Source organism: Pseudomonas sp. B2021 (genome assembly GCF_018135665.1).
GTDB classification, from domain to species: Bacteria; Pseudomonadota; Gammaproteobacteria; order Pseudomonadales; family Pseudomonadaceae; genus Aquipseudomonas; species Aquipseudomonas lactis.
Window position 1 is genome coordinate 4,913,205 of record NZ_SMOF01000001.1, and the last position, 23,271, is coordinate 4,936,475.

The 23,271-nt window shown below is 61.3% G+C and carries 19 protein-coding genes; 12 read left to right on the plus strand and 7 right to left on the minus strand.

Going from position 1 to position 23,271, the window contains the following annotated elements:
• Window positions 1-351 precede the first annotated feature (351 nt).
• The 3 genes from E1K68_RS22135 (at window position 352) to E1K68_RS22145 (ending at window position 5,026) form a co-directional block, all read left to right on the plus strand.
• Window positions 352-2,118 carry an ATP-binding protein gene (locus tag E1K68_RS22135; RefSeq protein WP_212614660.1) on the plus strand — a complete coding sequence of 589 codons (1,767 nt, stop codon included), beginning with the start codon at window positions 352-354 and terminating at the stop codon, window positions 2,116-2,118.
• Window positions 2,112-3,437, plus strand: a complete 1,326-nt coding sequence (locus E1K68_RS22140; RefSeq protein WP_003193910.1) for a sigma-54 dependent transcriptional regulator — start codon at window positions 2,112-2,114, stop codon at window positions 3,435-3,437. The genes E1K68_RS22135 and E1K68_RS22140 overlap by 7 nt, the downstream gene beginning before the upstream one ends.
• 269 nt (window positions 3,438-3,706) lie before the next feature.
• The gene (locus E1K68_RS22145) at window positions 3,707-5,026 is read left to right on the plus strand and encodes an MFS transporter (protein WP_003193911.1); all 1,320 of its coding nucleotides are present in this window, start codon (window positions 3,707-3,709) and stop codon (window positions 5,024-5,026) included.
• Window positions 5,027-5,126: 100 nt separating this feature from the next.
• On the opposite strand, the gene E1K68_RS22150 is transcribed toward E1K68_RS22145, so the two are convergent.
• The gene (locus E1K68_RS22150) at window positions 5,127-5,882 is read right to left on the minus strand and encodes a hypothetical protein (protein ID WP_019817341.1); all 756 of its coding nucleotides are present in this window, start codon (window positions 5,880-5,882) and stop codon (window positions 5,127-5,129) included.
• Between the two features lie 177 nt (window positions 5,883-6,059).
• On the opposite strand from E1K68_RS22150, the gene E1K68_RS22155 reads away from it, so the two are divergent.
• Entirely contained in the window at window positions 6,060-6,692 is a 633-nt protein-coding gene (locus E1K68_RS22155) for a flavin reductase family protein (protein ID WP_003193913.1), read from the plus strand.
• A 128-nt stretch (window positions 6,693-6,820) separates the two neighbouring features.
• Here the strand turns inward: E1K68_RS22155 and E1K68_RS22160 are convergent, their stop codons facing one another.
• Window positions 6,821-7,066 carry a hypothetical protein gene (locus E1K68_RS22160; RefSeq protein ID WP_003193914.1) on the minus strand — a complete coding sequence of 82 codons (246 nt, stop codon included), beginning with the start codon at window positions 7,064-7,066 and terminating at the stop codon, window positions 6,821-6,823.
• Window positions 7,067-7,107: 41 nt separating this feature from the next.
• On the minus strand, window positions 7,108-7,449 hold the full coding sequence (locus tag E1K68_RS22165) for an antibiotic biosynthesis monooxygenase family protein (protein ID WP_003193915.1): 342 nt from the start codon (window positions 7,447-7,449) through the stop codon (window positions 7,108-7,110).
• 327 nt (window positions 7,450-7,776) lie between these two features.
• On the opposite strand from E1K68_RS22165, the gene E1K68_RS22170 reads away from it, so the two are divergent.
• On the plus strand, window positions 7,777-8,706 hold the full coding sequence (locus tag E1K68_RS22170) for an AraC family transcriptional regulator (RefSeq protein ID WP_003193916.1): 930 nt from the start codon (window positions 7,777-7,779) through the stop codon (window positions 8,704-8,706).
• Window positions 8,707-8,827: 121 nt separating this feature from the next.
• On the opposite strand, the gene E1K68_RS22175 is transcribed toward E1K68_RS22170, so the two are convergent.
• The 4 genes from E1K68_RS22175 to edd all read right to left on the minus strand — a co-directional run bounded on the left by E1K68_RS22175 (window position 8,828) and on the right by edd (window position 13,939).
• The gene (locus tag E1K68_RS22175; protein WP_003193917.1) at window positions 8,828-10,297 is read right to left on the minus strand and encodes an ATP-binding protein; all 1,470 of its coding nucleotides are present in this window, start codon (window positions 10,295-10,297) and stop codon (window positions 8,828-8,830) included.
• Window positions 10,287-11,021: a response regulator transcription factor gene (locus tag E1K68_RS22180; protein ID WP_003193918.1), complete on the minus strand. Its 735-nt coding sequence runs from the start codon at window positions 11,019-11,021 to the stop codon at window positions 10,287-10,289. Before E1K68_RS22180 ends, E1K68_RS22175 begins: the two co-directional genes overlap by 11 nt.
• A 138-nt stretch (window positions 11,022-11,159) precedes the next feature.
• Window positions 11,160-12,116: a glucokinase gene (locus tag E1K68_RS22185; protein WP_034134547.1), complete on the minus strand. Its 957-nt coding sequence runs from the start codon at window positions 12,114-12,116 to the stop codon at window positions 11,160-11,162.
• Entirely contained in the window at window positions 12,113-13,939 is a 1,827-nt protein-coding gene (edd, locus tag E1K68_RS22190) for a phosphogluconate dehydratase (protein WP_014719752.1), read from the minus strand. The genes E1K68_RS22185 and edd overlap by 4 nt, the downstream gene beginning before the upstream one ends.
• A 221-nt stretch (window positions 13,940-14,160) precedes the next feature.
• Between edd and gap the strand changes: the two genes are divergently transcribed.
• The 7 genes from gap (at window position 14,161) to E1K68_RS22225 (ending at window position 23,194) form a co-directional block, all read left to right on the plus strand.
• Window positions 14,161-15,162 carry a type I glyceraldehyde-3-phosphate dehydrogenase gene (gene gap / locus E1K68_RS22195; protein WP_003193921.1) on the plus strand — a complete coding sequence of 334 codons (1,002 nt, stop codon included), beginning with the start codon at window positions 14,161-14,163 and terminating at the stop codon, window positions 15,160-15,162.
• A gap of 195 nt (window positions 15,163-15,357) precedes the next feature.
• Window positions 15,358-15,876, plus strand: coding sequence for a sigma-70 family RNA polymerase sigma factor (locus tag E1K68_RS22200; RefSeq protein WP_003193922.1), 519 nt, complete (start codon window positions 15,358-15,360; stop codon window positions 15,874-15,876).
• A gap of 74 nt (window positions 15,877-15,950) precedes the next feature.
• Window positions 15,951-16,919 carry a FecR domain-containing protein gene (locus tag E1K68_RS22205; protein WP_034134546.1) on the plus strand — a complete coding sequence of 323 codons (969 nt, stop codon included), beginning with the start codon at window positions 15,951-15,953 and terminating at the stop codon, window positions 16,917-16,919.
• 115 nt (window positions 16,920-17,034) lie between these two features.
• Window positions 17,035-19,599, plus strand: a complete 2,565-nt coding sequence (locus E1K68_RS22210; protein WP_212614661.1) for a TonB-dependent receptor — start codon at window positions 17,035-17,037, stop codon at window positions 19,597-19,599.
• Between the two features lie 138 nt (window positions 19,600-19,737).
• Window positions 19,738-20,346 carry a biliverdin-producing heme oxygenase gene (locus E1K68_RS22215; protein ID WP_003193925.1) on the plus strand — a complete coding sequence of 203 codons (609 nt, stop codon included), beginning with the start codon at window positions 19,738-19,740 and terminating at the stop codon, window positions 20,344-20,346.
• A 169-nt stretch (window positions 20,347-20,515) separates the two neighbouring features.
• Window positions 20,516-20,917 (plus strand): YbaN family protein, encoded by a 402-nt coding sequence (locus tag E1K68_RS22220; protein ID WP_003193926.1) that lies wholly within the window; start codon window positions 20,516-20,518, stop codon window positions 20,915-20,917.
• A 138-nt stretch (window positions 20,918-21,055) separates the two neighbouring features.
• On the plus strand, window positions 21,056-23,194 hold the full coding sequence (locus tag E1K68_RS22225) for a methyl-accepting chemotaxis protein (RefSeq protein WP_094775298.1): 2,139 nt from the start codon (window positions 21,056-21,058) through the stop codon (window positions 23,192-23,194).
• Window positions 23,195-23,271 lie beyond the last annotated feature (77 nt).

The window sequence follows — 23,271 nt, forward strand, 5'->3', positions numbered from 1 at the left end:
ATTACGGGCACACCGAGCCTAAGCGAGGTGCCGAGTGGTGGGGCAAGAGCCCTTTGGTTACTTTGGGCAGGGCCGGCATTCCGGCTCTTCTCCAAAGTGACCCGCCGTCAGGGCGGAACCCTAAGTAGCCGTTACCAAAAGAATGGATATGTACACAATCCAACTGTGTTGACTGTCAGGCCGCCTTCGCGAGCAAGCCCGCACATTGGAATCGTGGGGTGTCAGGTAGATAGCCGTCGGCTGGCAGGCCGTCATCGCAGGCAAGCCAGCTCCCACACAAGCGCCTTGGCCACAAGATATGTGCCGCCCATGCTATGGTGCTCGCCCCTTACCGTGCCTGTTCATCATCGTATGATCGTGATCCCTCGCCCCCTGCGCCTGACCTTCTATTCCCTGTTGATCATCGCCGGTGCGGTGCTGGCCGCCGCCTTGGCCACGCGCCATGCCGAACGCCAGGCCTTGGTGGACGACGCCGTCCGTGCCAATCAGCAGCTCGCGCTGTATGCCAACTCGCTGCACACCCTGATCGAACGCTACCGCGCCCTGCCCGCCGTGCTGGCGCTGGATTCGGAGATGATCAGCGCCTTGAAGGGCCCGCTGGACGCCGCTACGCAAGACCGGCTCAACCGCAAGCTGGAGCGTATCAACGGCGCTGCGCAGTCTTCGACCCTGGAACTGATGGACCGCACCGGCCTGGCCGTGGCCGCCAGCAACTGGAACCTGCCCAGCAGTTATGTCGGCCACAATTACGCGTTCAGGCCGTATTTCAGCCAGACCCTGAGCCAAGGCACCGGGCGCTTTTATGCAGTGGGCGTTACCACGGGTATTCCGGGTTACTTCCTGTCCAGTGCGGTCGTGGATGAGCACGAGCAGTTCCTCGGCGCCATGGTGGTCAAGCTGGAGTTCCCCGAGCTGGAACGCGAATGGGCCCAGGGCAATGATCTGCTGTTGGTCAGCGATGCTCGGGGCATCGTGTTTATCGCCAACCAGCCGGGCTGGCGTTATCGCAACCTGCGGCCGTTGTCCGAAAATGACCTGGCCGAACTCAAGGCCACCCGCCAATACGACAAAAAGCAACTGCAGCCACTGGACACCCAGCCCCTGCAACGCTTTGACGAAAACAGCCACTTGATCCGCGTCAACGGCCCCGACGGCAACGCCAATTACATCTGGGAGTCGCTGGCGCTCAAGCGCGAAGGCTGGACCCTGCACCTGTTGCGCAAACCCCAGTTTGCCTTTGAAGACCAACGCAACGCGGGCCTTGCCGCTGCGGGTTCGTGGCTGGCACTGGTGTTCTTGGTGCTGTTCCTCAGCCAGCGCTGGCGCCTGGCCCGCTTGCGCCAGCGCAGCCGTGAAGAACTGGAGCAATTGGTCCAAGAACGCACCCAGGCGTTGCGCACCGCCCAGGATGGTCTGGTGCAGTCGGCTAAGCTGGCGGCACTGGGGCAGATGTCAGCCGCCCTCGCCCATGAAATCAACCAGCCACTGACCGCCCAGCGCATGCAACTGGCGACGTTGCGGCTGCTGCTCGACCATGGTCGCGTGGACGATGCCTACAAGGCCCTCACACCGCTGGATGACATGCTCACGCGCATGGCCGCGCTCACCGGCCACCTCAAGACGTTCGCGCGCAAGAGTCCCAGTGGCCTGCGCGAAAAGCTGGACCTGGCGACGGTGGTCGACCAATCCTTGCACCTGCTCGACGCACGCCTGCGTGACGAAGCCATCGGTGTGGTGCTGGACCTCACCCGCCCGGCCTGGGTACGTGGCGACGCGATCCGCCTCGAACAGGTGCTGATCAACCTGTTGCGCAACGCTCTGGACGCCATGGCCGACAAACCGCGCAAGCGCCTGGAAATCCGCCTGCACGCCGATCAGCAGCTGTGGCAGTTGAGCGTCTGCGACAGCGGCGGCGGGATTGCAGAAGAACACTTGGGCAGTGTGTTCGACCCGTTTTTCACCACCAAACCGGTGGGCGACGGACTCGGCTTGGGACTCGCGGTGTCCTACGCTATCGTGCATGAACTGGGCGGACGCCTGAGTGCCGCCAACCGTGGCGATGGCGCGATTTTCACCTTGACCCTGCCTATCGCCCTGGAGACGCCAGACCTATGTTGAACGCTGTGATTGTGGTCGATGACGAAGCCAGTATTCGCACGGCCGTCGAGCAATGGCTGAGCCTGTCGGGGTTTGACGTGCAGTTGTTCAGCCGCGCCGAAGAGTGCCTGGCGCAACTGCCCAAGGACTTTGCCGGGGTGATTCTGAGCGACGTGCGCATGCCCGGGCTCAGCGGCCTTGAGTTGTTGGCCGAGGTACAGCGTCGCGATGCCGACCTGCCAGTGATTTTGCTCACCGGCCATGGCGACGTGCCAATGGCCGTCGAAGCCATGCGCGACGGGGCTTACGACTTCCTGGAAAAACCCTTCAGCCCCGACGCCTTGCTCAACAGCCTGCGCCGGGCGCTGGACAAGCGCGGCCTGATCCTGGAAAACCGCCGCCTGCATCAACAGGCCGATCATCGTGCGCAGTTGGAGTCCAGCCTGCTGGGCGTGTCCAAGGGACTGCAAAGTTTGCGCCGCCAAGTGCTGGACCTGGCGAGTTTGCCGGTCAATGTGCTGATTCGTGGCGAGACCGGCAGCGGTAAGGAGCTGGTCGCCCGCTGCCTGCATGACTTCGGCCCACGCGCCAAGAAGCCCTTCGTGGCCCTCAATTGCGCGGCGATCCCCGAGCAGTTGTTCGAAGCGGAGCTGTTCGGGCATGAAAGCGGCGCCTTCACCGGCGCCCAGGGCAAACGTATCGGCAAGCTGGAATATGCCCACGGCGGCACCTTGTTCCTGGATGAAATCGAAAGCATGCCCCTGGCCCAACAAGTGAAATTGCTGCGTGTGTTGCAAGAGCAGAAGCTGGAGCGGCTGGGCTCCAACCAGAGTATCCAGGTGGACCTGCGCATCATCGCCGCCACCAAGCCCGACCTGCTGGAAGAGGCCCGTGCCGGGCGTTTTCGCGAAGACCTGGCCTATCGGCTCAACGTCGCGCAACTGCGCCTGCCGCCATTGCGTGAACGTCGCGAAGATATTCCGCTGTTGTACGAGCATTTTGCGCAAAGCGCCGCCGAGCGTCTGGGCCGCCAGGTCGAGCCCTTGAGTGGGCCACAGCTGGGGCGCCTGCTCAGCCATGACTGGCCGGGCAATGTGCGCGAACTGGCCAACGTCGCCGAGCGTCAGGTGTTGGGGCTGGACGAGCCGGAACCGCAAGGGATCGAAGCCGGGCAATCGTTGGCGGCGCAGCAGGAGGCGTTCGAGGCACACTGCCTGAAGGCCGCTTTGACGCGTCACAAGGGTGATATCAAGGCGGTGCTGGCCGAGCTGCAACTGCCGCGCCGTACCTTCAATGAGAAGATGCAGCGGCATGGGTTGGTAAGGGAGATGTTTGTGTAGCGACCTTTGGATCGCCATCGCGGGCAAGCCCGCTCCCACATTTTGGTCTGTGAACACAGCAGGTGTGGGAGCTGGCTTGCCTGCGATGGCGTCGGCAGCCATAAGCGGATTTCCGCTCATTACCCCAAAACCATCAGCGACTTTCCGCTCAAAAAAATCCCGCAACCCTTCTATTCCGGGCCTTCCTCTACCTGGCACAGCTCCTGCTATAGCCCCAACAGGCTGCGCACGCGCCGCTCCATAAAAACAACTAGATGAAGGATCCTTCAATGGATAACTCCAACACCGTGCCTCTGGGATCGACGGCCGCAAAAGCGCAGGAGCGCACCACCTCCAGCCGCATCAAATCGATTTTCAGCGGATCAGTCGGCAACATGGTCGAATGGTACGACTGGTACGTCTACGCCGCCTTCTCGCTGTATTTTGCCAAAGCCTTCTTCCCCAAGGGCGACACCACTGCCCAACTGCTCAACACCGCCGCGATTTTCGCCGTGGGCTTCCTGATGCGCCCGATCGGTGGCTGGCTGATGGGCCTGTACGCCGACAAAGTCGGGCGTAAAAAAGCCTTGATGGCCTCGGTGTACCTGATGTGCTTCGGCTCGCTGCTGATTGCCCTGAGCCCAGGCTATGAAGTCATTGGTATCGGTGCGCCGATCCTGCTGGTGTTTGCCCGCCTGCTGCAGGGCCTGTCGGTCGGCGGCGAATACGGCACCTCTGCCACTTACCTGAGTGAGATGGCCACCAAGGAACGTCGCGGCTTCTACTCCAGCTTCCAGTACGTGACCCTGATCTCTGGCCAGCTCATCGCGCTGGCGGTGCTGATCGTGCTGCAACAGGTGCTCACCACCGAGCAGTTGTACGCCTGGGGCTGGCGTATCCCGTTCGCCATCGGTGCCTTGTGTGCAGTGGTCGCGCTGTACCTGCGTCGTGGCATGGAAGAAACCGAGTCGTTCACCAAGAAAGAAAAAGCCAAGGAAAGCGCCATGCGCACCTTGATGCGCCACCCCAAGGAACTGATGACCGTGGTCGGCCTGACCATGGGCGGCACCCTGGCGTTCTACACCTACACCACCTACATGCAGAAATACCTGGTGAACACGGTCGGCATGAGCATCTCCGACTCCACCACCATCTCGGCGGCGACGCTGTTTCTGTTCATGTGCCTGCAACCGATCATCGGCGGGCTGTCGGATAAAGTCGGCCGCCGCCCGATCCTGATCGCCTTCGGCGTGCTTGGCACCCTGTTCACCGTGCCAATCCTCACCACCCTGCACACCATCCAGAGTTGGTGGGGCGCGTTCTTCCTGATCATGGCGGCGCTGATCATCGTCAGCGGCTACACCTCGATCAACGCCGTGGTGAAGGCCGAGCTGTTCCCGACCGAAATCCGCGCCCTGGGCGTGGGCCTGCCGTATGCCTTGACCGTGTCGATCTTCGGCGGTACCGCTGAATACATCGCGCTGTGGTTCAAGAGCATCGGTATGGAAACTGGCTACTACTGGTACGTGACCGCGTGTATCGCGGTGTCGTTGATGGTTTACGTGACCATGAAGGACACGCGTAAACACTCGCGCATCACCACCGACTAAAAAATGTGGGAGCGGGCTTGCCCGCGATAGCGGAGGATCAGTCAAAGTTGTATCAACTGACCCACCGCCTTCGCGAGCAAGCCCGCTCCCACATTTAGTCTTAGGACAACTCTGCGGCCTCATTGCGCCCATAGCGCCGCTGCGCATACGACGCGCCAGCAATCATCACCACCAGCACCGCAGCCAATACCGCGGATGAACCGATGGTGCCGAAATCCAAGCCGCCTTTTTCATGGGGTTTGGTCAGAAAATCCCCCAAGGTCGCGCCAAACGGCCGTGTCAGTACAAACGCCACCCAGAACAACAGTACCGACGAGATGCGGGTGAAGTACTTGAGTACCACCACCGCGGCGATGGTCGAGCCGATCAACAATGCGCCACCGGCGAAGCCCAGCCCCGAATCGTCCGCGAGGAAATCGCCCAATGCGGTGCCCAAGGTGTTGGAGAACAGGATCGCCATCCAGTAAAACAGCTCTCCTCGGAAGGTCTGCACCTTGTTCACGTTCAGCGAGTCACCACTGAGGTGCCACAATGCAAAGATGATCATCAGGATCACGATCAGGATCATCGACCCGGTGGCGTAGCCCAGCCCCAGCGTGCGGTCCATGAAGTCGGACATCGTGGTACCCGCAGTACTGGTAGACAAAATCACGATCCAGTACAGCACCGGGTTGTAGGTTTTCGACCAGAGTTGCGTCACCAGGGTCACCAGGAACACGCTGATGAGGATCATGGAGCTGATGGCGTAGCCAACGTTCAAGGTCATCGACAGCAAGTCCCCGGCGGTTTCGCCCAAGGTGGTTGCGCAGATTTTCATGACCCAGAACGCCAGGGTAATCTGAGGAAGTTTGTTCATGCAGTAGATAGCTCCAAGGCTCAGTCTTATAGGGGGTATTGACCTTGGGCGCAGACTGAAGGGAAAGCTGTGAAAAATAGGTGGGCGATGTATGAAAAATCCATCGGTACGATGGAAATTCACCGCCATGAATTGCACTATGACCGCCTCCCAAACCGCGTAGCAGGAACCCCGGCCATGCCTGACGACATCCACTATTACGAACCCGCCAACGGCCACGGCCTGCCCCATGACCCGTTCAATGCCATCGTCGGCCCACGCCCGATTGGCTGGATCTCCTCGCACGATCGCGAAGGCCGCCTGAACCTGGCGCCCTACAGCTTCTTCAATGCGTTCAACTACATTCCGCCGATCATTGGGTTTTCCAGTGTCGGGCGTAAAGACAGCCTGAACAATATCGAACAGACTGGAGAATTCGTCTGGAACCTGGCCACCCGCCCGCTGGCCGAGCAGATGAACCAGAGCTGCGCGGCCGTATCGCCCGAGGTGAATGAATTCGAACTCTCCGGGCTGACGCCGGTGGCTTCGAAAATCGTTGGCGTACCACGGGTGGGCGAGAGCCCGGTGTCGTTCGAGTGCAAGGTGACGCAGATCATCCAACTGCAACGTGCCGACCAACAGTTGGTGCCAAGCTGGCTGGTGCTGGGCGAGGTGGTTGCGGTGCACATCGCCAAATGGTTGCTCAAGGATGGGATCTACGACACTGCTGCCGCCGAGCCGATTTTGCGCGGGGGTGGCCCGGCGGATTATTTCCAGCTGGGGCCGCAAGCACTGTTCAAGATGTACCGCCCAGGCGCGACAAAACCCTGACTGCAATGCAATCAAAACTGTGGGAGCTGGCTTGCCTGCGATAATAGCGGTGGGTCAGTTAACCCAAGAGTGACTGATACACCGCTATCGCAGGCAAGCCAGCTCCCACATTGGTTAGGTGTGCTGCCTCAGCGTTCAGCAGTCGCCCAGGTCAGTTGGCCTTCTGCATCCACATCGACCAGATGCTCAAGTTGCAGCGTCGCCGCATCATCGGCATCCGAAGCCGTCTTGAACGTCTGCCCATCAAGGATCTTGTGAAACTTGGGTGCGCCCATGCCATCCAGTGCCTTGACGGCGACGGCGGCGCTGTAGCCACCTTCGCCCGGTACTACGGCGGAAACGGCTTCGTGGTGGGCAAATTGTTTACGTGCCATGTTGCAGGTCCTGGCCAATGGAAAGTCGGCCATTCTAACCGTTAACCGGCCAGTTGCAGGTACTCGCCGTAGGCCTGTGCCGCCGATGCGTCGGTGAAGGTCTGGAAGTCCATGCTACGCACGACCATGTCGTTCAGCAGCTCGGTGAAGATCATCAGGGCCGGAGAGTTGAAGTAGGCGCTCATGGCCTGCTCGCTGCTCCAGAACCCGGACACCAGCCACACATCGGGGTCGACCTGGGAGTGCTGCAACGAGAATTGCAGGCAACCCTGGGCCTGGCGACCTGGTTCGATCAAACTGCTCAAGCGTGCACCGAGTTCGGTGCTGCACCCGCTACGGGCGCGGATAAAGGCCATATGGCTCGCGGGAATGGGGGTGGACATGTTCGACTCTCCCGTTGAGAAGTGATGCTCGGCAAGCACAATGAGGGCGTGTTGCCACAGGATCAAAGATAACGGCGCGGGCGTGGGCGCGGTTAGTCGATTCCTGCAGGCTTCTTGCACAATCCTGCGAGAAGCGTAGGGAGGACGTTCGGCCCCAGGATTTATTCCAGGCCCAGGCCTCATGTTTCAGGCTGATGACAGGCTGCGCACTTGCCTGATTCACGCTATCTCGCAGGATCAGGCAAGGATCCTGCAGAATCGACGTAACACTTTCTGAAAAGCCGCCGCTAAGCTGAGCCCATCAAAGCCGCGTGTAGAGGACGCCCCATGCCGTCGCCCGAATCCAAGCCCGTTCCCCTCGATGCCGAGATGGAGAAACAACGCGCCGAGCTCGCCAGTATCGTGCACCGCCATACCTGGGAGGACGGCTCCTACGGCACGGCGATTACCTCGCTGTACCTGAACCGCCACAATGCGCCCCGGGATTTCATGCCGGTGCTGGTGGAACCCGCGCTGTGCATCCTCGCCAGTGGCAGCAAGGAAGTGCGCCTGGCCGACGAGATCTTTGCCTACGACCCGCTCAACTACCTGGTGTTCTCGGTGGCAATGCCGGTGGCCGGCCGCATCATTGACGCCACCGCCGAGGACCCGAACCTCTCGGTGCGCATCAACATCGACCCGGCGCAGCTCACCGCGCTCATCGCAGAGGCCGGGCCAATGGGCGTGCCCTCACGCCCGACCTCGCGAGGCATGTACGTCGACCGCATCGATCACGCACTGCTCGATGCGGTGCTGCGCCTGACCCGCTTGCTGGACACGCCTAAAGACATCGCGATGCTCGCGCCGCTGATCAACCGTGAAATCCTCTACCGTTTGCTGCGTGGCCCGCAGGGTTATCGCCTGTATGAAATTGCTGTGGCTAACAGCCAGAGCCATCGGGTGAGCCAGGCAATCACCTGGTTGAATGGCAACTACGAACAGCCGCTGCGTATCGACGACCTGGCCAAGGAAGTGAACCTGAGCGTCTCGACCTTGCACCACCGGTTCAAAGCGATCACCGCTATGAGCCCGCTGCAATACCAGAAGCAACTGCGCTTGCAGGAAGCGCGGCGGCTGATGATCGCCGAAGGGCTGGAGGCTTCGGCGGCGGGGTATCGGGTGGGGTATGAAAGCCCGTCGCAGTTCAGCCGGGAGTACAGCCGGTTGTTTGGTGCGCCGCCGCTGCGCGACCTGGCCCGGTTGCGTCAAAGCATCTGATGTACGCGGAGTAAAATGTGGGAGCTGGCTTGCCTGCGATGGCGGTGTGTCAGTCACTGATGAGTCAACTGAACCACTGCTATCGCAGGCAAGCCAGCTCCCACAGTAGTCCTGCGTATATTCAGTCTAATCCGCGGGGGAGTTGCAGGGTGACACGCAGGCCGCCTTCGCGCAGGTTCTGCAAACTCACTTCGCCCCCATGGCTGTGGGCAATGTTGCGCGCAATCCCCAACCCCAACCCGTAACCCTGCTGCTGGCCGGCCAGGCGAAAGTGCGGTTCAAACACTTGCTCCAGTCGCTGCTGCGGCACACCAGGCCCTTCGTCGTCCACATGCAGGATGAACTGCACGCCATCGTCCTCGATATGCAAATGCGCGTTCTGCCCGTACTTGAGCGCGTTGTCGATCAGGTTGCCGATGCAACGCTTGAGCGCCAGCGGCTTGCCTGGGTAGGCTGACAGCGCCGTGCCATCGAGGGTCACTCGGCCATTGCCATGGGGTGCCAGGTACGGCTCCACCAGGCATTCGAGGACGTGGTTGAGGTCCACCGGCTGGATGTTTTCGTGGATGTCGGTGTCTTTCACACATTGCAGCGCGCCCTTGACCAGCAATTCCAGCTCATCCAGGTCACGGCCGAATTTGTTTTGCAGGTTCTCGTCTTCCAGCAATTCCACGCGCAGGCGCAGGCGGGTGATGGGTGTGCGCAGGTCATGGGAAATCGCGCTGAACAACTGGCTGCGCTCGGTCAGGTAACGGCTGATACGTTCACGCATGGCATTGAATGCACGGCCCACTTCCACCACTTCACTACCGCCGCCTTCCGCCACCGGCTCCACATCGGCGCCCAGGGACATGTCCCGCGCCGCTCGCGCCAGGCGCTTGAGCGGCCGGCTTTGCCAGTGCACCAGCAGGCCGATGAACAGCAGCAGAAAACCGCTGGTGAGCACGATAAACCACACCTGCTGGGACGGCAGGCCTTGCTCTTCCAGGCTGGTGTAGGGCTCGGGCAACAGCGAGGCGATGTACAGCCATTCACCGGGCGCCAGTTGGATCTGGGTGACCAGCACCGGCGGGTTCACCGGTTCCAGGGTCAGCGCGTAATGGGCCCAGGAACGTGGCAGTTCGTCGAGCTTCAGGCCAGCATTGAAGATGCGCAGGTCTTCGGCGCTGACGAACTCAACCGAGATGTGCACGTCGGCACCCAGGGTCTGGCGCAGCACTTCATCCACCGCCACCAGTACCGCTTGCTTGCGCGGGGTTTCGGGCAGTATTTGCATGTCCAGCGGGCGATCATTGAGGGTCACCACAAAACGCGTGCCGCCCATGCTGCGCAATTGGTCCAGCACCAACGGGCGATAGGCCACCGGCAGCGACCGGAAGTAACTCACGCTGGCGGTCATTGAATGCGCCAGGCTGCGGGCGCTGGTGACCAGGCCCTCAAGCTGGGTGGCGCGCAGTTGCGACACCCAGATCACGCTGGACAGCGCTTGGGCGAACAGCACCGCCAGCAAGGTCAGGAGTAACATGCGCCCCAGCAGCGAGCGGGGTACCGGGAAGCGGCGGCGACGTTCGTTCAGCGGTTCAGTGGGCATTGCCGGCAACCACGCTGGCTGCCAGTTGATAGCCGCTGCCACGCACGGTGCGGATCAGCCGCGGAGGTTTCTCGGTGTCGCGCAGGCGCTGGCGCAAGCGGCTGACGGCCATGTCGACGATACGGTCCAAGGGCATGAGGTCGCGGCCACGGGTGGCGTTGCCGATGGTGTCGCGGTCGAGGATCTGTTGCGGGTGGTCGAGAAACAACTTGAGCAAGGCGAAATCGGCACCGGAGAGAATTACCTCTTCACCATCCACATGAAACAAGCGGTGGCTGATCATATCCAGGCGCCATTCATCGAACACCCACACATCACCGCCGCTGCTGCGCTCCTGGCCGAATTGGCAGCGGCGCAGCAGTGCCTTGATACGCGCCTGCAACTCGCGGGGGCTGAACGGCTTGCCGATATAGTCATCGGCGCCCAGCTCCAGGCCGATCACGCGGTCGGCTTCGTCGGAACTGGCGGTGAGCATGATGATCGGCACCTGCGCCTGGCGCGGGTGCTGGCGGATCCAGCGGCACAGGCTGAAGCCGTCTTCGTCCGGCAACATGACATCAAGGATGACCAGGTCGCACGGCGCCTCGTTCATCGCCTGACGGAACCCCGCGCCATCGGACACGCCACGGACCTGGAAGCCGGCGCGACTGAGGTAGGTTTGCAGCAATTCGCGGATTTCCTGGTCGTCGTCGACGAGGAGAATGGATTTACTGATTACGCTCACGGGGGCCTCCTTGTTGTTATGGCCTGGCTTAAATCATCGGGTGCCCTTTAGGCCGTCATCGCAGGCAAGCCAGCTCCCACACTTGGAATGCATTCCAGACTGTGGGAGCTGGCTTGCCTGCGATGGCGCCATTATGACCTATGCAAAAGCTTGCTCAAGCGCCACACCCGCCCCGGTCAAGCCGGAATACGGCGCCGTCACCAGCCACACTGGAATACCCTTGAAGTAGTCGCTCATGCAGCCTTTATCCGCAAAGCTTTTAGCGAAACCACTGGTGATAAAGAAGTCGGCAAACCTCGGTATCACCCCGCCCACGATATACACGCCACCGCGCCCACCGGTGGTCAATACGTTATTGCCCGCCACCCGGCCCAGCCAGATGCTGAACTGGTCCAATACTTCCATGGCCACCGGATCGCCGGCCAGGCCCGCCGCCGTGATGGCTTCGGGGGTGTCCAGCACAGGCTCATGCCCATCCACCGCACAAATAGCCCGGTACAGCCGCGGCAAGCCGCCGCCGCTCAACGCGGTTTCGGCGCTGACGTGCCCGATCTCGCTGTAGATGTGTTGCCACAGCTGGGTTTCCCGTGGGCTGCTCAGGGGCAGGTCGACATGCCCACCCTCCCCCGGCAATGCTGCCCAGCGGCCTGCGCCGAGGTCCAGCAAGGTGCCGACGCCAAGACCGGTGCCCGGGCCGATCACCACGGCCGGGCGCAAGGGCTCTGGCGTGCCTTCGCAGACCACGCGAAATTCGTCGGGCTTGAGCCGGGTCATGCCCAAGGCCATAGCCGAGAAATCGTTGACCAGCAACAGCTCATCCACCTGCAGGGCCTGACAAAACGCGGTTTTGCTCAGGCGCCAGTGGTTGTTGGTGAACTTGAATTCATCGCCGCTCACCGGCCCGGCCACCGACAGGCACACCGCACCGATGTCACCGATTTGCAGGCCTTCTTCTTTGAGGTAGAGCTTGATCGCCTCTTCAGGGCTGCCGTGATCCGCCGTGGCATGCACGCGGATCGAATGCAGTTCCTGATCCCGCCATAACGCAAAACGGGCGTTAGTCCCCCCGATGTCACCGACCAGCGCAAGCTTCACTTAAGCGTCTCCAAGGCAGAGGTAAAGGCGCTGGCGCCCTGCTCTGCGGAGCTTGCGGCCAAGCGCATGAATGCAAACAGCTCGCGACCGGCCCCCACGTTATTGCCCAACAGGCCCGTGGCAGGCGTGCGCGCTGCAAATACTTCGGCGTCCACCTTAAGCTCCAGGGTGCCGGTAACGCCATCCACACGGATGATATCGCCATCCTGGACCCGCGCCAGCGGCCCGCCGCTCTGGGCTTCGGGATTGACGTGGATCGCGGCAGGGATCTTACCCGACGCGCCGGACATTCGCCCGTCTGTCACCAGCGCCACTTTGAAACCACGGTCCTGCAACACGCCCAGGAACGGGGTCATCTTGTGCAATTCGGGCATACCATTGGAGCGCGGCCCCTGGAAGCGCATCACCGCGACGAAGTCTTTTTCCAACAAGCCGGCCTTGAAGGCATCGGCGAGGTCCTGCTGGTCCTGGAACACCACCGCCGGCGCTTCGACAACCTGATGCTCCGGGGCTACCGCCGAAACCTTCATCACGCCACGGCCGAGGTTGCCTTCCATCACGCGCAAGCCGCCTTCCGGCGAGAACGCACGGGCCACCGGGCGCAGGATGGTTTCGTCGAGGCTTTCGATCGGGCCGTCACGCCAGACCAGTTCGCCATCCACCAGGAAAGGTTCCTGGATATAGCGGCTCAAGCCCTTGCCGGCCACGGTGTTGACGTCTTCGTGGAGCAGGCCGGCTTCCAGCAGTTCGCGGATCAGGAACGACATACCGCCCGCCGCCTGGAAGTGGTTGATGTCAGCCTTGCCGTTTGGATACACGTGGGACAGGGTTGGTACCACCTCGGAGAGGTCGGCCATGTCCTGCCAGGTCAGGATGATGCCTGCCGACATGGCGATGGCCGGCATGTGCAGGGTGTGGTTGGTGGAGCCGCCGGTGGCGTTGAGCGCAACGATAGAGTTGACGATGGACTTCTCGTCGACAATCTCGCCAATGGGCGTGAAGTTGCCATTGGCCTTGGTCAAGCGCGTGACCTGGTGCGCGGCTTCGCGGGTCAACGCATCGCGCAGTGGCGTGTACGGGTTGACGAACGAAGCGCCGGGCAAGTGCAGGCCCATGACTTCCATCAGCAACTGGTTGGTGTTGGCGGTGCCGTAGAACGTGCAGGTGCCGGGGCTGTGGTAGGACTTCATCTCCGATTCCAGCAGTTCTTCGCGGCTGGCCTTGCCTTCGGCGTAGCGCTGACGCACATCAGCCTTCTGCTTGTTGGAGATACCCGACGGCATCGGCCCGCCCGGCACGAAGATCATCGGCAGGTGGCCGTAGCGCAGCGCACCCATCATCAGGCCAGGGACAATCTTGTCGCAGATGCCCAGCATCAGCGCGGCGTCGAACATGTTGTGGGACAGCGCTACCGCCGTAGACATGGCGATGACTTCACGGCTGAGCAGGCTCAGCTCCATGCCCGGCTCGCCCTGGGTCACGCCGTCGCACATGGCCGGGGTGCCGCCGGCGAACTGGCCGACCGAGCCGACTTCGCGCAGGGCCTTTTTGATTTGTTCGGGGAAATGCTCGTAGGGCTGATGCGCCGAGAGCATGTCGTTATAAGAAGAAACAATTGCCACGTTGGCGGCATTCATCATGCGCAGGCTGTTTTTGTCTTCGGTGCCGCAACCGGCCACGCCGTGGGCGAAGTTGGCGCACTGCAGCTTGCCGCGCATCGGACCGTCGCTGGCTGCGCCGCGAATGAGCGCAAGGTAAGCCTCGCGGGTGGCGCGGCTGCGGGCGATAAGCCGTTCGGTGACCTCAAGAACGCGGGGATGCATGTATAGAACTCCAGGCTAACGGATGTGGCGACCTGAGAGTCTATGCTGATCAAACGCCCACGGCTCATGGGATGGCAGGGGGTCGTTTGGATCATCGGACCAGTTGATTCAGGTCACTCGTTGTAGATTGAACAAAATATTGCCACTAAAAAGGCTTGTTTTCTATTTTTATGCGAATAATCTTGTAATTCTTACAACAAATCGACGACAGGCACTTTCCGATGACTCTTCGAATCGCAATCAATGGTTTTGGCCGTATCGGCCGTAATGTCCTGCGCGCACTGTATACCCAAGGCTATCGCCAGGATCTGCAGATCGTCGCCATCAACGATTTGGGCGACAGCTCGATCAATGCCCACCTGCTCAAGTACGACACCGTACACGGCACTTTCGACGCAGAGGTCGCCCACGATCAGGAAAGCCTGACCGTCAATGGTGACCGGATTGCCGTGAGTGCCATTCGCAACCCCGCCGACCTGCCGTGGGCTGCGCACAAGATCGACGTGGTGTTCGAATGCACCGGTCTGTTCACCGACCGTGACAAGGCTGCCGCGCATATTAGCGCTGGCGCGCGCAAGGTGATCATTTCGGCCCCGGCCAAAGGCGCTGACGCCACTGTGGTTTACGGCGTAAACCATGACATTTTGCGTCAATCCCACCAGATCATTTCCAACGCATCGTGCACCACCAACTGCCTGGCGCCGGTGGCCCAGGTGCTGCACCGCGAGCTGGGTATCGAAAGCGGCCTGATGACCACCATTCACGCCTACACCAACGACCAGAACCTCACCGACGTCTACCACACCGACCCGTACCGCGCGCGTTCGGCCACCCAGAACATGATCCCGAGCAAGACCGGCGCCGCTGAAGCGGTGGGCCTGGTGCTGCCGGAACTGGCAGGCAAGCTGACCGGCATGGCGGTGCGTGTACCGGTGATCAACGTGTCGCTGGTGGACCTCACCGTGCAGTTGAAGAAAGAAGCCACGGCCGATGAAGTCAACGCCCTGCTCAAACACGCCAGCCAGCATTCGAAGATCCTCGGCTACAACACCCTGCCGTTGGTTTCCAGCGACTTCAACCATAACCCGCTGTCGTCGATCTTCGACGCTAATCACACCAAGGTCAGCGGCAAATTGCTCAAAGTGCTCGCGTGGTATGACAACGAGTGGGGCTTCTCCAACCGTATGCTGGATAACTGCCTGGCGTTGTGTAACGCCGAGTAACTCCACAGGATCGACCAGATCGTTCCCACGCTCTGCGTGGGAATGCCACCCTGGACGCTCCGTTGTGACGCGGAGCGTCACAGGATGTGTTCCCACGCAGAGCATGGGAACGAGCGGCAATCCACAGAAATAGCCACTTGCCATTTCAGTTGATGATAAGCATTATCATTCACTGCAAATCGGTCTGGTATCACTGTGAGCCAATCTCGCTTCAACCACGTCTTCCTCACCCAACGGGTGATCCTGCTACGAACCCTGCAACGCATGGTGCACAACCACAGCACTGCCGAGGACCTGTTGCAGGAAACCTACCTGCGCGTGACTCGGGCCCTGAGCGAGCGGCCAATCGACCACCTTGAACCTTTTGTCTACCAGACAGCCCGCAACTTGGCGCTGGATCACTTGCGCTCGCGCAGAATTCAGGCGCGCACCCTGCAGGAGGATGTCCCGCTGGATGTCCTGCAAAGTGTCGCAGCGCCCGCTAGCACGCCGGAGGAAGCCACCCAGGCCGAGCAACTGCTGGAGCACTTGAGTGTCAGCCTCGGCCAGTTGAGCGCCCGCCAGCAGCGGATTTTCATCCTCAGCCGCTTGCACGGTTGCAGCTATCAGGAGATTGCCGATCAGTTGGGTGTGTCCTTGAGCACAGTGCAAAAGGAACTCAAATTGATCATGGCTATCTGTGTGGGTGTGGCCGAACGGCTGGATCAGCCTTAAGCTTCACCCGACAGAGGTGTCGATCCAAGCTGTAGGAAAAATGAATAGAACGTGGCGAAGACCCGAGGAACACCGTGACGGACCCGAATAAACTGCGCCCCCATGCGTTGGCTCATGAGGTGTTGCAAGACGCGGCCATGGACCAAGCCCTCGATTGGCTGATCGCCTTGCAGTGCCCGCAACCTGGGCAGCAGGCCGCGTTCGACGCCTGGCTGGCCCAGGACCCGGCGCATGTCCACGCTTTCAGCAAGGCCCAGGCCGCCTGGGGTGACGCACCGGTGCACAGCGCCGCCGTGGCCCTCGCCGCACCGCGCAAGCCCAGCGGCTGGCGCCGGATCAAACCGCACTGGAAACCCCTGGCCACCGCCGCCGTGTTACTGGTCGGCTTGTTCAGTTTCAGCAACCTGCCGGTGCGTTTGCAGGCCGACCATCTGACGGTGGTGGGCGAGCGCCAGCGCCTGCAGCTGGATGATGGCTCCAAGGTGCTGCTGAACACCAACTCGGCATTTTCCAGCACCATCAAGGACCACCAGCGCATTGCCCGCCTGTACCAGGGCGAAGCGTTCTTCGAAATAGCGCCCTCCCGTGGCCTGCCCCTGGAGATCGACGCCGGCCCGGTGCGCGCCAGCGTGCGTGATACCGCCTTTGCCGTGCGCTACCTCAATGGCGAAGCCCAGGTTCAAGTGCAGCGCGGCGATGTCGACCTGAGCAATACTTTCGACGATGCCCGTGTGCGCCTGAGCGCCGGTGAAAGCATCCGCATCGGCCCCAAGGGTTTCGGCCAACCGGCCAAGCTCGATGCCAGCAAAGACCTGGCCTGGGTCCAGGGCCGTCTGGTGTTCGAAAACTGCCCGCTGAGCGAAGTGCTGGCTGAGCTGCGCCGCTATTACCCCGGCTGGATCGTCAACAACAACGAGCAGTTGGCCAGCGTCGCCGTCACCGGCAACTACCGCCTGGACCAACCCCTGGACGTGGTGCGCTCCCTGGCTCACATCACCTCGGCCAAGCTGTCGGAGTACCCGGCGCTGGTGATCCTGAACTAAATGAGAATTATTTTTACTCGATGTTAACCGGCGATACGTCTCGTTATAGCCAATGCAACTGATTCCTATTTGGTTCGGTTCGCAACTATAAGATTCGTCTCCCGGAGCGCTCTCGATGTCCTCTCGTTTCAACCGCCGGTCTGCTTCGCCCGTTTTGTCCTTGCTGACCGCCGCGATCCTGCTGGCTGGCGCGCCCGTCATGAGCGCCAGCGCCGCCGAACCTGCCGCTCGCAGCCACGCCAATTACACCTTCAGCATTGAACAGCAGCCACTGGTGTCGGCGCTTAACGCCTTCACCGCAGTGACCGGCTGGCAAGTCGGCCTGCCGGCCGAACTGGGCCAGGGCGTTTCGTCCCCGGGCGTGCGTGGCCCGCTACCAGCGGAAAAAGCCCTGGAGCGGCTGTTGGTGGGGACCAACCTGAGCTATCGCAAACTGGGCACCAACAACATCGTGCTGGAAAAACGTAGCGCCGGCAGCGCCCTCGCCCTGCAACAGGTGACCATCAGCGCCACCCGTAACGAACAGGATGTGAACAGCGTACCGAGCACCGTCAGCGTGCACGACCGCCAGGAACTGGACCGCCAGAACGTCAACAACATCCGTGAACTGGTGCGCTACGAACCCGGCGTCTCCGTCGGCGGCGCTGGTAGCCGCTCGGGTAACGCGGGCTACAACATTCGAGGCATCGATGGCGACCGCGTGCTCACTCAGGTGGATGGCGTCGAAGTGCCCGACAATTTCTTCAACGGCCCCTACGCCAAGACCCGCCGCAATTACGTCGACCCCGAAATCGTCAAGCGCGTGGAGATCCTGCGCGGCCCGGCCTCGGCCCTGTATGGCAGCAGCGCCATCGGCGGCGCGGTGAGTTATTTCACCCTCGACCCGGACGACATCATCAAGCCAGGCCAGGACGTCGGCGCCCGCCTGAAGACCGGCTACAGCTCCGCCGACGAGAGCTGGCTGACCTCCGGCACCTTCGCCGGGCGTGTGCAGGACTTCGACGGTTTGCTGCACCTGAGCCAGCGCAATGGCCATGAAACCGAGTCCTACGATGGCAACAACGCCACCGGCCTGGCCCGTACCGGCGCCAACCCGGAAGATGCGCGCACCACCAACGTGCTGGCCAAGCTGGGCTGGAACTATGGCGATGACAACCGCCTGGGCCTGACCTATGAGAAGTTCAAGGATGATCGCGACGTCAATCTGAAAAACGCAGTGGGCGGCCCGTTCATCGGTGGCCGGGGCATGAACCTGTACCGCGACCGTCGCGGTAACGACACCATCACCCGCGAGCGCTTCGGCCTGGAAAACACCTTCGCCCTGGAGTCGCCGATTGCCGACCGCATCAAGACCAGCCTCAACTACCAGATCGCCAAGACCGACCAGACCACGGCGGAAATCTACCAGGCCGGCCGTCGCGTGCTGCGCACCCGCGACACGCTTTACGAAGAAAAACAGTGGGTCTTCGACGCTCAGTTAGACAAGGCTTTCAGCCTGGGTGAAACCGAGCACCAGGTGACCTACGGCACCACCCTCAAGCAGCAGAAAGTCACCGGTTCCCGCGAAGGCTCGGCCTCGTGCCTGGCCATTGGCGCCGGCTGCACCGCCATTGGCGGGCCAAGCCCATCAGCCGGCGACAGCGTGAAGAAGGCCAGCGACTTCCCCGACCCGACCATCAACACCTACTCGCTGTTCGCCCAGGACCAGATCACTTGGGACAAATGGACCTTCCTGCCCGCCGTGCGTTATGACTACACCCGGCTCAAGCCCAAGCTGACCCAAGAGTTCCTCAACACCGTCAACCCGACCGGTGCCTATGCCGTCGATGGCAAAGACAAGACCTGGAACCGCGTAACACCCAAGTTCGGCCTCACCTATGCCCTGACCGACAACTACACCTGGTTCGGCCAGTACGCCGAGGGCTTCCGCACGCCGTCCGCCAAGGCCCTGTACGGTCGCTTCGAAAACCTGAACCTGGGCTACACCGTCGAACCCAACCCCGACCTCAAGCCAGAAACCAGCAAAGGCATCGAAACCGGGATTCGCGGCAAATTCGACGAAGGCTCCTTCGATATTGCGGTGTACTACAACAAGTACCGTGACTTTATCGACGAAGACAACGCCGTGGTCGGCGGCACCGTGGAGCAGTTCCAGGCGGTCAACATCAAGCGCGCCACCATCAAGGGCGTGGAAGCCAAGGGCCGCCTGAACCTGGATACCTTCGGCGCGCCGAAGGGCCTGTATACCCAGGGCTCGGTTGCCTACGCCCACGGTCGCAATGACGACAATGGCGAGCCGTTGAACAGCGTCAACCCGCTCAAGGGCGTGTTTGGCCTGGGCTACGACCAGGACACTTACGGTGGCCTGCTGAGCTGGACCTTGGTGAAAAAACAGAACCGCGTCGACAGCACGACCTTCCACGCGCCCGACGGCGGCACCGACGGCCCGTTCAAGACCCCGGGCTTCGGCATCCTCGACCTGACCGCTTACTACAAGGTGAGCAAAGACGTGACCGTCAACGGTGGCCTCTACAACCTCACCGACAAGAAGTACTGGAACTGGGATGACGTGCGCAGCTACGACAGCGTCGGCGAAGCCGGTGTCACCGGCCCGGCTAACCTCGACCGCCTGACCCAGCCCGGTCGCAACTTCGCGATCAACGTGATCTGGGACATCTGACCCATGCGCCCCACCTCGCCGCCCATGCATCTGCGGCGAGGTGAGGATTTTTTACTGTGCCGCGTCTTCTTGTTCGTCTAGTTGATAACAGCTCTCTTTAAGGGCACCCAGGCGCTTCTCTTCTCAAGGACTTTTTTCATGACCGCTTCTTCCACCGCAGAACGCCCAAGCCTGCGCTCCCAACGCCTGAACCAAATCACCAACGAGCCGCACACCAAGCTCGACGCATTGGTGAAGGCTCACGCGCCGTTCGAAACCCAGGCCAACTTCGCCCGCTTCGTCGTGGCCCAATACCTGTTCCAATCGGAACTGGTAGCCCTGTACAACGATGCCGAGCTGAACCAGATCATCCCTGACCTGGCCGCCCGCTGCCGCGCCGAAGCGGCCAAGCTCGACCTGGCAGACCTGGACACCGAAATCCCGGCCCCGGTTGCCGGCGCGGTGAACAACCCCAGCAAAGCCGAAGCCCTGGGCTGGCTGTTCGTCTCCGAAGGTTCCAAGCTGGGTGCTGCGTTCCTGATCAAGCGCGCCGTGGGCCTGGGCCTGAGTGAAACCTTCGGTGCGCGCCACTTGGGCGAGCCGGCCGGCGGTCGCGCCGAGGGCTGGAAGAGCTTCACCCGCACCCTCGACGGCCTGGCATTCAGCGCCGAGGAGGAAGCTGCGGTGGAAAAAGGCGCGATTGATGCGTTTGTGCGCTTCACCGTGCTGCTGGAACAGGCGTACGCTAGCGCCCCAGAACTGGCGTAAGTGTTCCGGTACACGGCGGTTCAAGGTGGGAGCTGGCTTGCCTGCGATGGCGGCGGGTCAGCTCCAGATGTTTAACCTGATGCACCGCTATCGCAGGCAAGCCAGCTCCCACATTTGAGTGCGTTTCATCGCTGACAATGTGTAAACCCTCCCACCAGAAAACTGCAGCATGACCGGCAAACCCCAATCCTCCTCCAAAATCGCCCAAATCCTCTTCGGCCTGCTGGCCTACGTGAGCCTGGGCATCGGCTTGGTGGCGATTGTCATACCGGGGTTGCCCACCACCGAATTCATCCTGCTCGCCGCCTGGGCCGCCACCAAAAGCTCGCCGCGCCTCAGCGCCTGGCTGGAAAACCACCGCCTGTTCGGGCCGATCCTGTCCAACTGGCGCAATGGCAAGATCATCGCCCGTCGCGCCAAGGTCAGCGCCACGGTGAGCATGTTGCTGTGTGCCGCGTTGATGCTGGTGATGCTCGATCACGGCTGGCCGGTATACCTGGCGATTGCCGGGATGAGCCTGGGCAACCTGTGGATCTGGTCCCGCCCCGAACAGCTGGCACGTCCCGTCTAAGGCGGCCTGTAGGCGTTTTCCTACCGCTCATCGCCTCTTCCTCATGAATTGATTTGTGACGCCGATGTTTCAGGCATGACGCCGAAGGGACTTGGCGCGTTTGCGTGCATTCCAACAAGTCCATTCGTGAGTGAACCTATGTTCGACACCCTCTCCATCCGCTTGAAAATCGTGTTGCTGTCCGGCCTGTGTCTGCTGGGTGTGATTGCACTGGTGGTCGGCATCAATATCTACAACACCAACCAGAACGATCGGTTGGTCAGTGATTCAAGCTCACGAATGCTCACCGCCAGCGTGGAGCAATTGCTGCAATCCAAAGCGGCCGAACAGGCCGGCCACTTACAGCAGACCTTCGGCGAAAACCTGCTGGTAATCACCGCCCTTGCCGACCAGATCAAAGACCTGCGTCAGTTGGGCACCCAGCGTTCCCTGGAAGCCGGTGCCCTGCGTGAAGAACTCAACCGCAGCGTCAAAACCGCGTTCGAGCGCAACACCAAGGTGCTAGGCATCTGGTTGTCGTTCGAACCCAACGGGCTGGATGGCAAGGACAGCGAATTCATCGACGACAAGGCGCGCGTTTCCAATGAAAAAGGTCGGTTTTCCAGCTACTGGAGCCGGGCTGGCGGCGAAGGCCAGAACACCATCATGGTCGAAGATGACCTGACCAAGACCACCCTCAACCTTAGCGGTACGCCCTACAACATCTGGTACACCTGCCCACGGGACACGCGCAGCACTTGCCTGCTGGACCCGTACGAAGACACAGTGGCCGGCAAACCGGTACTGATGACCACCATTTCTCTTCCGCTGATCGTCGACGGCAAAGTCATCGGCGTCGTCGGTGTGGACATTGCCCTGACCGCCCTGCAAGCGACCACCGATGCGGCGCAAAAAGACCTGTTCAACGGTGCCGCCCACCTGGAGATTCTGTCCAGCACCGGCCTGATCGCCGCCTACAGCGGTGAACCGGCCAAAGTCGGCAAGAACCTGATCGACAGCATCGGCGCCGAAGGCAAGGAGATCGTGCAACTGCTGGCCAATGACCGTCCTGTTATCCGTGAGCAGGACGACACCATTCGTGCCGTATATCCGCTCAAGCCGATTGCCGGTGCCAAATCCTGGGGTGTGGTGATCAAGCTGCCCAAAGCGGTGATGCTGGCCGACAACGAAAAACTCCAAGCCGTACTCGACGAGGCCCAGGCAACGGGCACGCTCAAAGCCCTGCTGGTGGCCGCCGCCGCCGGCCTGCTGGGCTTGCTGCTGATCTGGCTGACCGCTACTGGCGTGACCCGCCCTATCAATAGCGTGGCCGCCATGCTCAAGGACATCGCCAGCGGTGACGGCGACCTCACCCAGCGCCTGGCCTACGCCAAGAAGGACGAATTGGGCGAGCTGGTGAACTGGTTCAATCGTTTCCTCGACAAGCTGCAGCCGACCATTGCGCAGATCAAGCAAAGCATCACCGAAGCCCGTGGAACGGCCGATCAATCGTCCGCCATTGCGCGCCAGACCAGCGAAGGCATGCAGGTGCAGTTCCGTGAAATCGACCAGGTCGCCACCGCGTCGAACGAAATGAGCGCCACCGCCCACGACGTGGCCAACAGCGCCTCCAATGCCGCCAGCGCGGCACGCGGCGCCGACCAGTCGGCACGCGAAGGCATGTCGATCATCGAGCAGAGCACCCGCGATATCACCACTCTGGCCGACGAAGTCAGCAAAGCCGTGGGCGAAGTCGAAGCCCTGGCGGTCAACAGCGAGCAAATCGGTTCAGTGTTGGAGGTGATCCGCAGCATTGCCGAACAGACCAACCTGCTGGCATTGAACGCCGCGATTGAAGCGGCACGCGCCGGGGAAAGCGGGCGTGGTTTTGCGGTGGTGGCCGACGAAGTGCGCAACCTGGCCAAGCGCACCCAGGACTCGGTAGAAGAAATCCGCCTGGTGATCGAGCGTATCCAGAGCGGCACCCGTGGCGTAGTGGCGACCATGCACTCCAGCCAACACCAGGCGCAGAGCAATGCCGGGCAGATCCATCAAGCCGTGCAAGCCCTGGGCAAGATCAGCGACGCGGTCACGGTGATCAGCGACATGAACCTGCAAATCGCCAGCGCTGCCGAACAGCAGAGCGCGGTGGCCGAAGAGGTCAACCGCAACGTCTCGGCGATTCGCACCGTGACTGAAACCCTCACGGGTCAGGCCACCGAGTCGGCGGCGATCAGCAGCCAGCTCAATGCGCTGGCCAGCCAGCAGATGAAGTTGATGGATCAGTTCAGGGTCTGATTCGGTTCTGAAAACATTGCCTCCTGTAGGAGCGAGCTTGCTCGCGAAAAACGTCAACGATAACGCGTGCTTCCTGA

Bases quoted from the DNA above. Each gene is read 5' to 3' on its own strand.
- E1K68_RS22135 (WP_212614660.1), top strand. From the start codon at position 352: ATGATCGTGATCCCTCGCCCCCTGCGCCTGACCTTCTATTCCCTGTTG.
- E1K68_RS22140 (WP_003193910.1), top strand. From the start codon at position 2,112: ATGTTGAACGCTGTGATTGTGGTCGATGACGAAGCCAGTATTCGCACG.
- E1K68_RS22145 (WP_003193911.1), top strand. From the start codon at position 3,707: ATGGATAACTCCAACACCGTGCCTCTGGGATCGACGGCCGCAAAAGCG.
- E1K68_RS22150 (WP_019817341.1), bottom strand. From the start codon at position 5,882: ATGAACAAACTTCCTCAGATTACCCTGGCGTTCTGGGTCATGAAAATC.
- E1K68_RS22155 (WP_003193913.1), top strand. From the start codon at position 6,060: ATGCCTGACGACATCCACTATTACGAACCCGCCAACGGCCACGGCCTG.
- E1K68_RS22160 (WP_003193914.1), bottom strand. From the start codon at position 7,066: ATGGCACGTAAACAATTTGCCCACCACGAAGCCGTTTCCGCCGTAGTA.
- E1K68_RS22165 (WP_003193915.1), bottom strand. From the start codon at position 7,449: ATGTCCACCCCCATTCCCGCGAGCCATATGGCCTTTATCCGCGCCCGT.
- E1K68_RS22170 (WP_003193916.1), top strand. From the start codon at position 7,777: ATGCCGTCGCCCGAATCCAAGCCCGTTCCCCTCGATGCCGAGATGGAG.
- E1K68_RS22175 (WP_003193917.1), bottom strand. From the start codon at position 10,297: ATGCCCACTGAACCGCTGAACGAACGTCGCCGCCGCTTCCCGGTACCC.
- edd (WP_014719752.1), bottom strand. From the start codon at position 13,939: ATGCATCCCCGCGTTCTTGAGGTCACCGAACGGCTTATCGCCCGCAGC.
- gap (WP_003193921.1), top strand. From the start codon at position 14,161: ATGACTCTTCGAATCGCAATCAATGGTTTTGGCCGTATCGGCCGTAAT.
- E1K68_RS22210 (WP_212614661.1), top strand. From the start codon at position 17,035: ATGTCCTCTCGTTTCAACCGCCGGTCTGCTTCGCCCGTTTTGTCCTTG.
- E1K68_RS22215 (WP_003193925.1), top strand. From the start codon at position 19,738: ATGACCGCTTCTTCCACCGCAGAACGCCCAAGCCTGCGCTCCCAACGC.
- E1K68_RS22220 (WP_003193926.1), top strand. From the start codon at position 20,516: ATGACCGGCAAACCCCAATCCTCCTCCAAAATCGCCCAAATCCTCTTC.
- E1K68_RS22225 (WP_094775298.1), top strand. From the start codon at position 21,056: ATGTTCGACACCCTCTCCATCCGCTTGAAAATCGTGTTGCTGTCCGGC.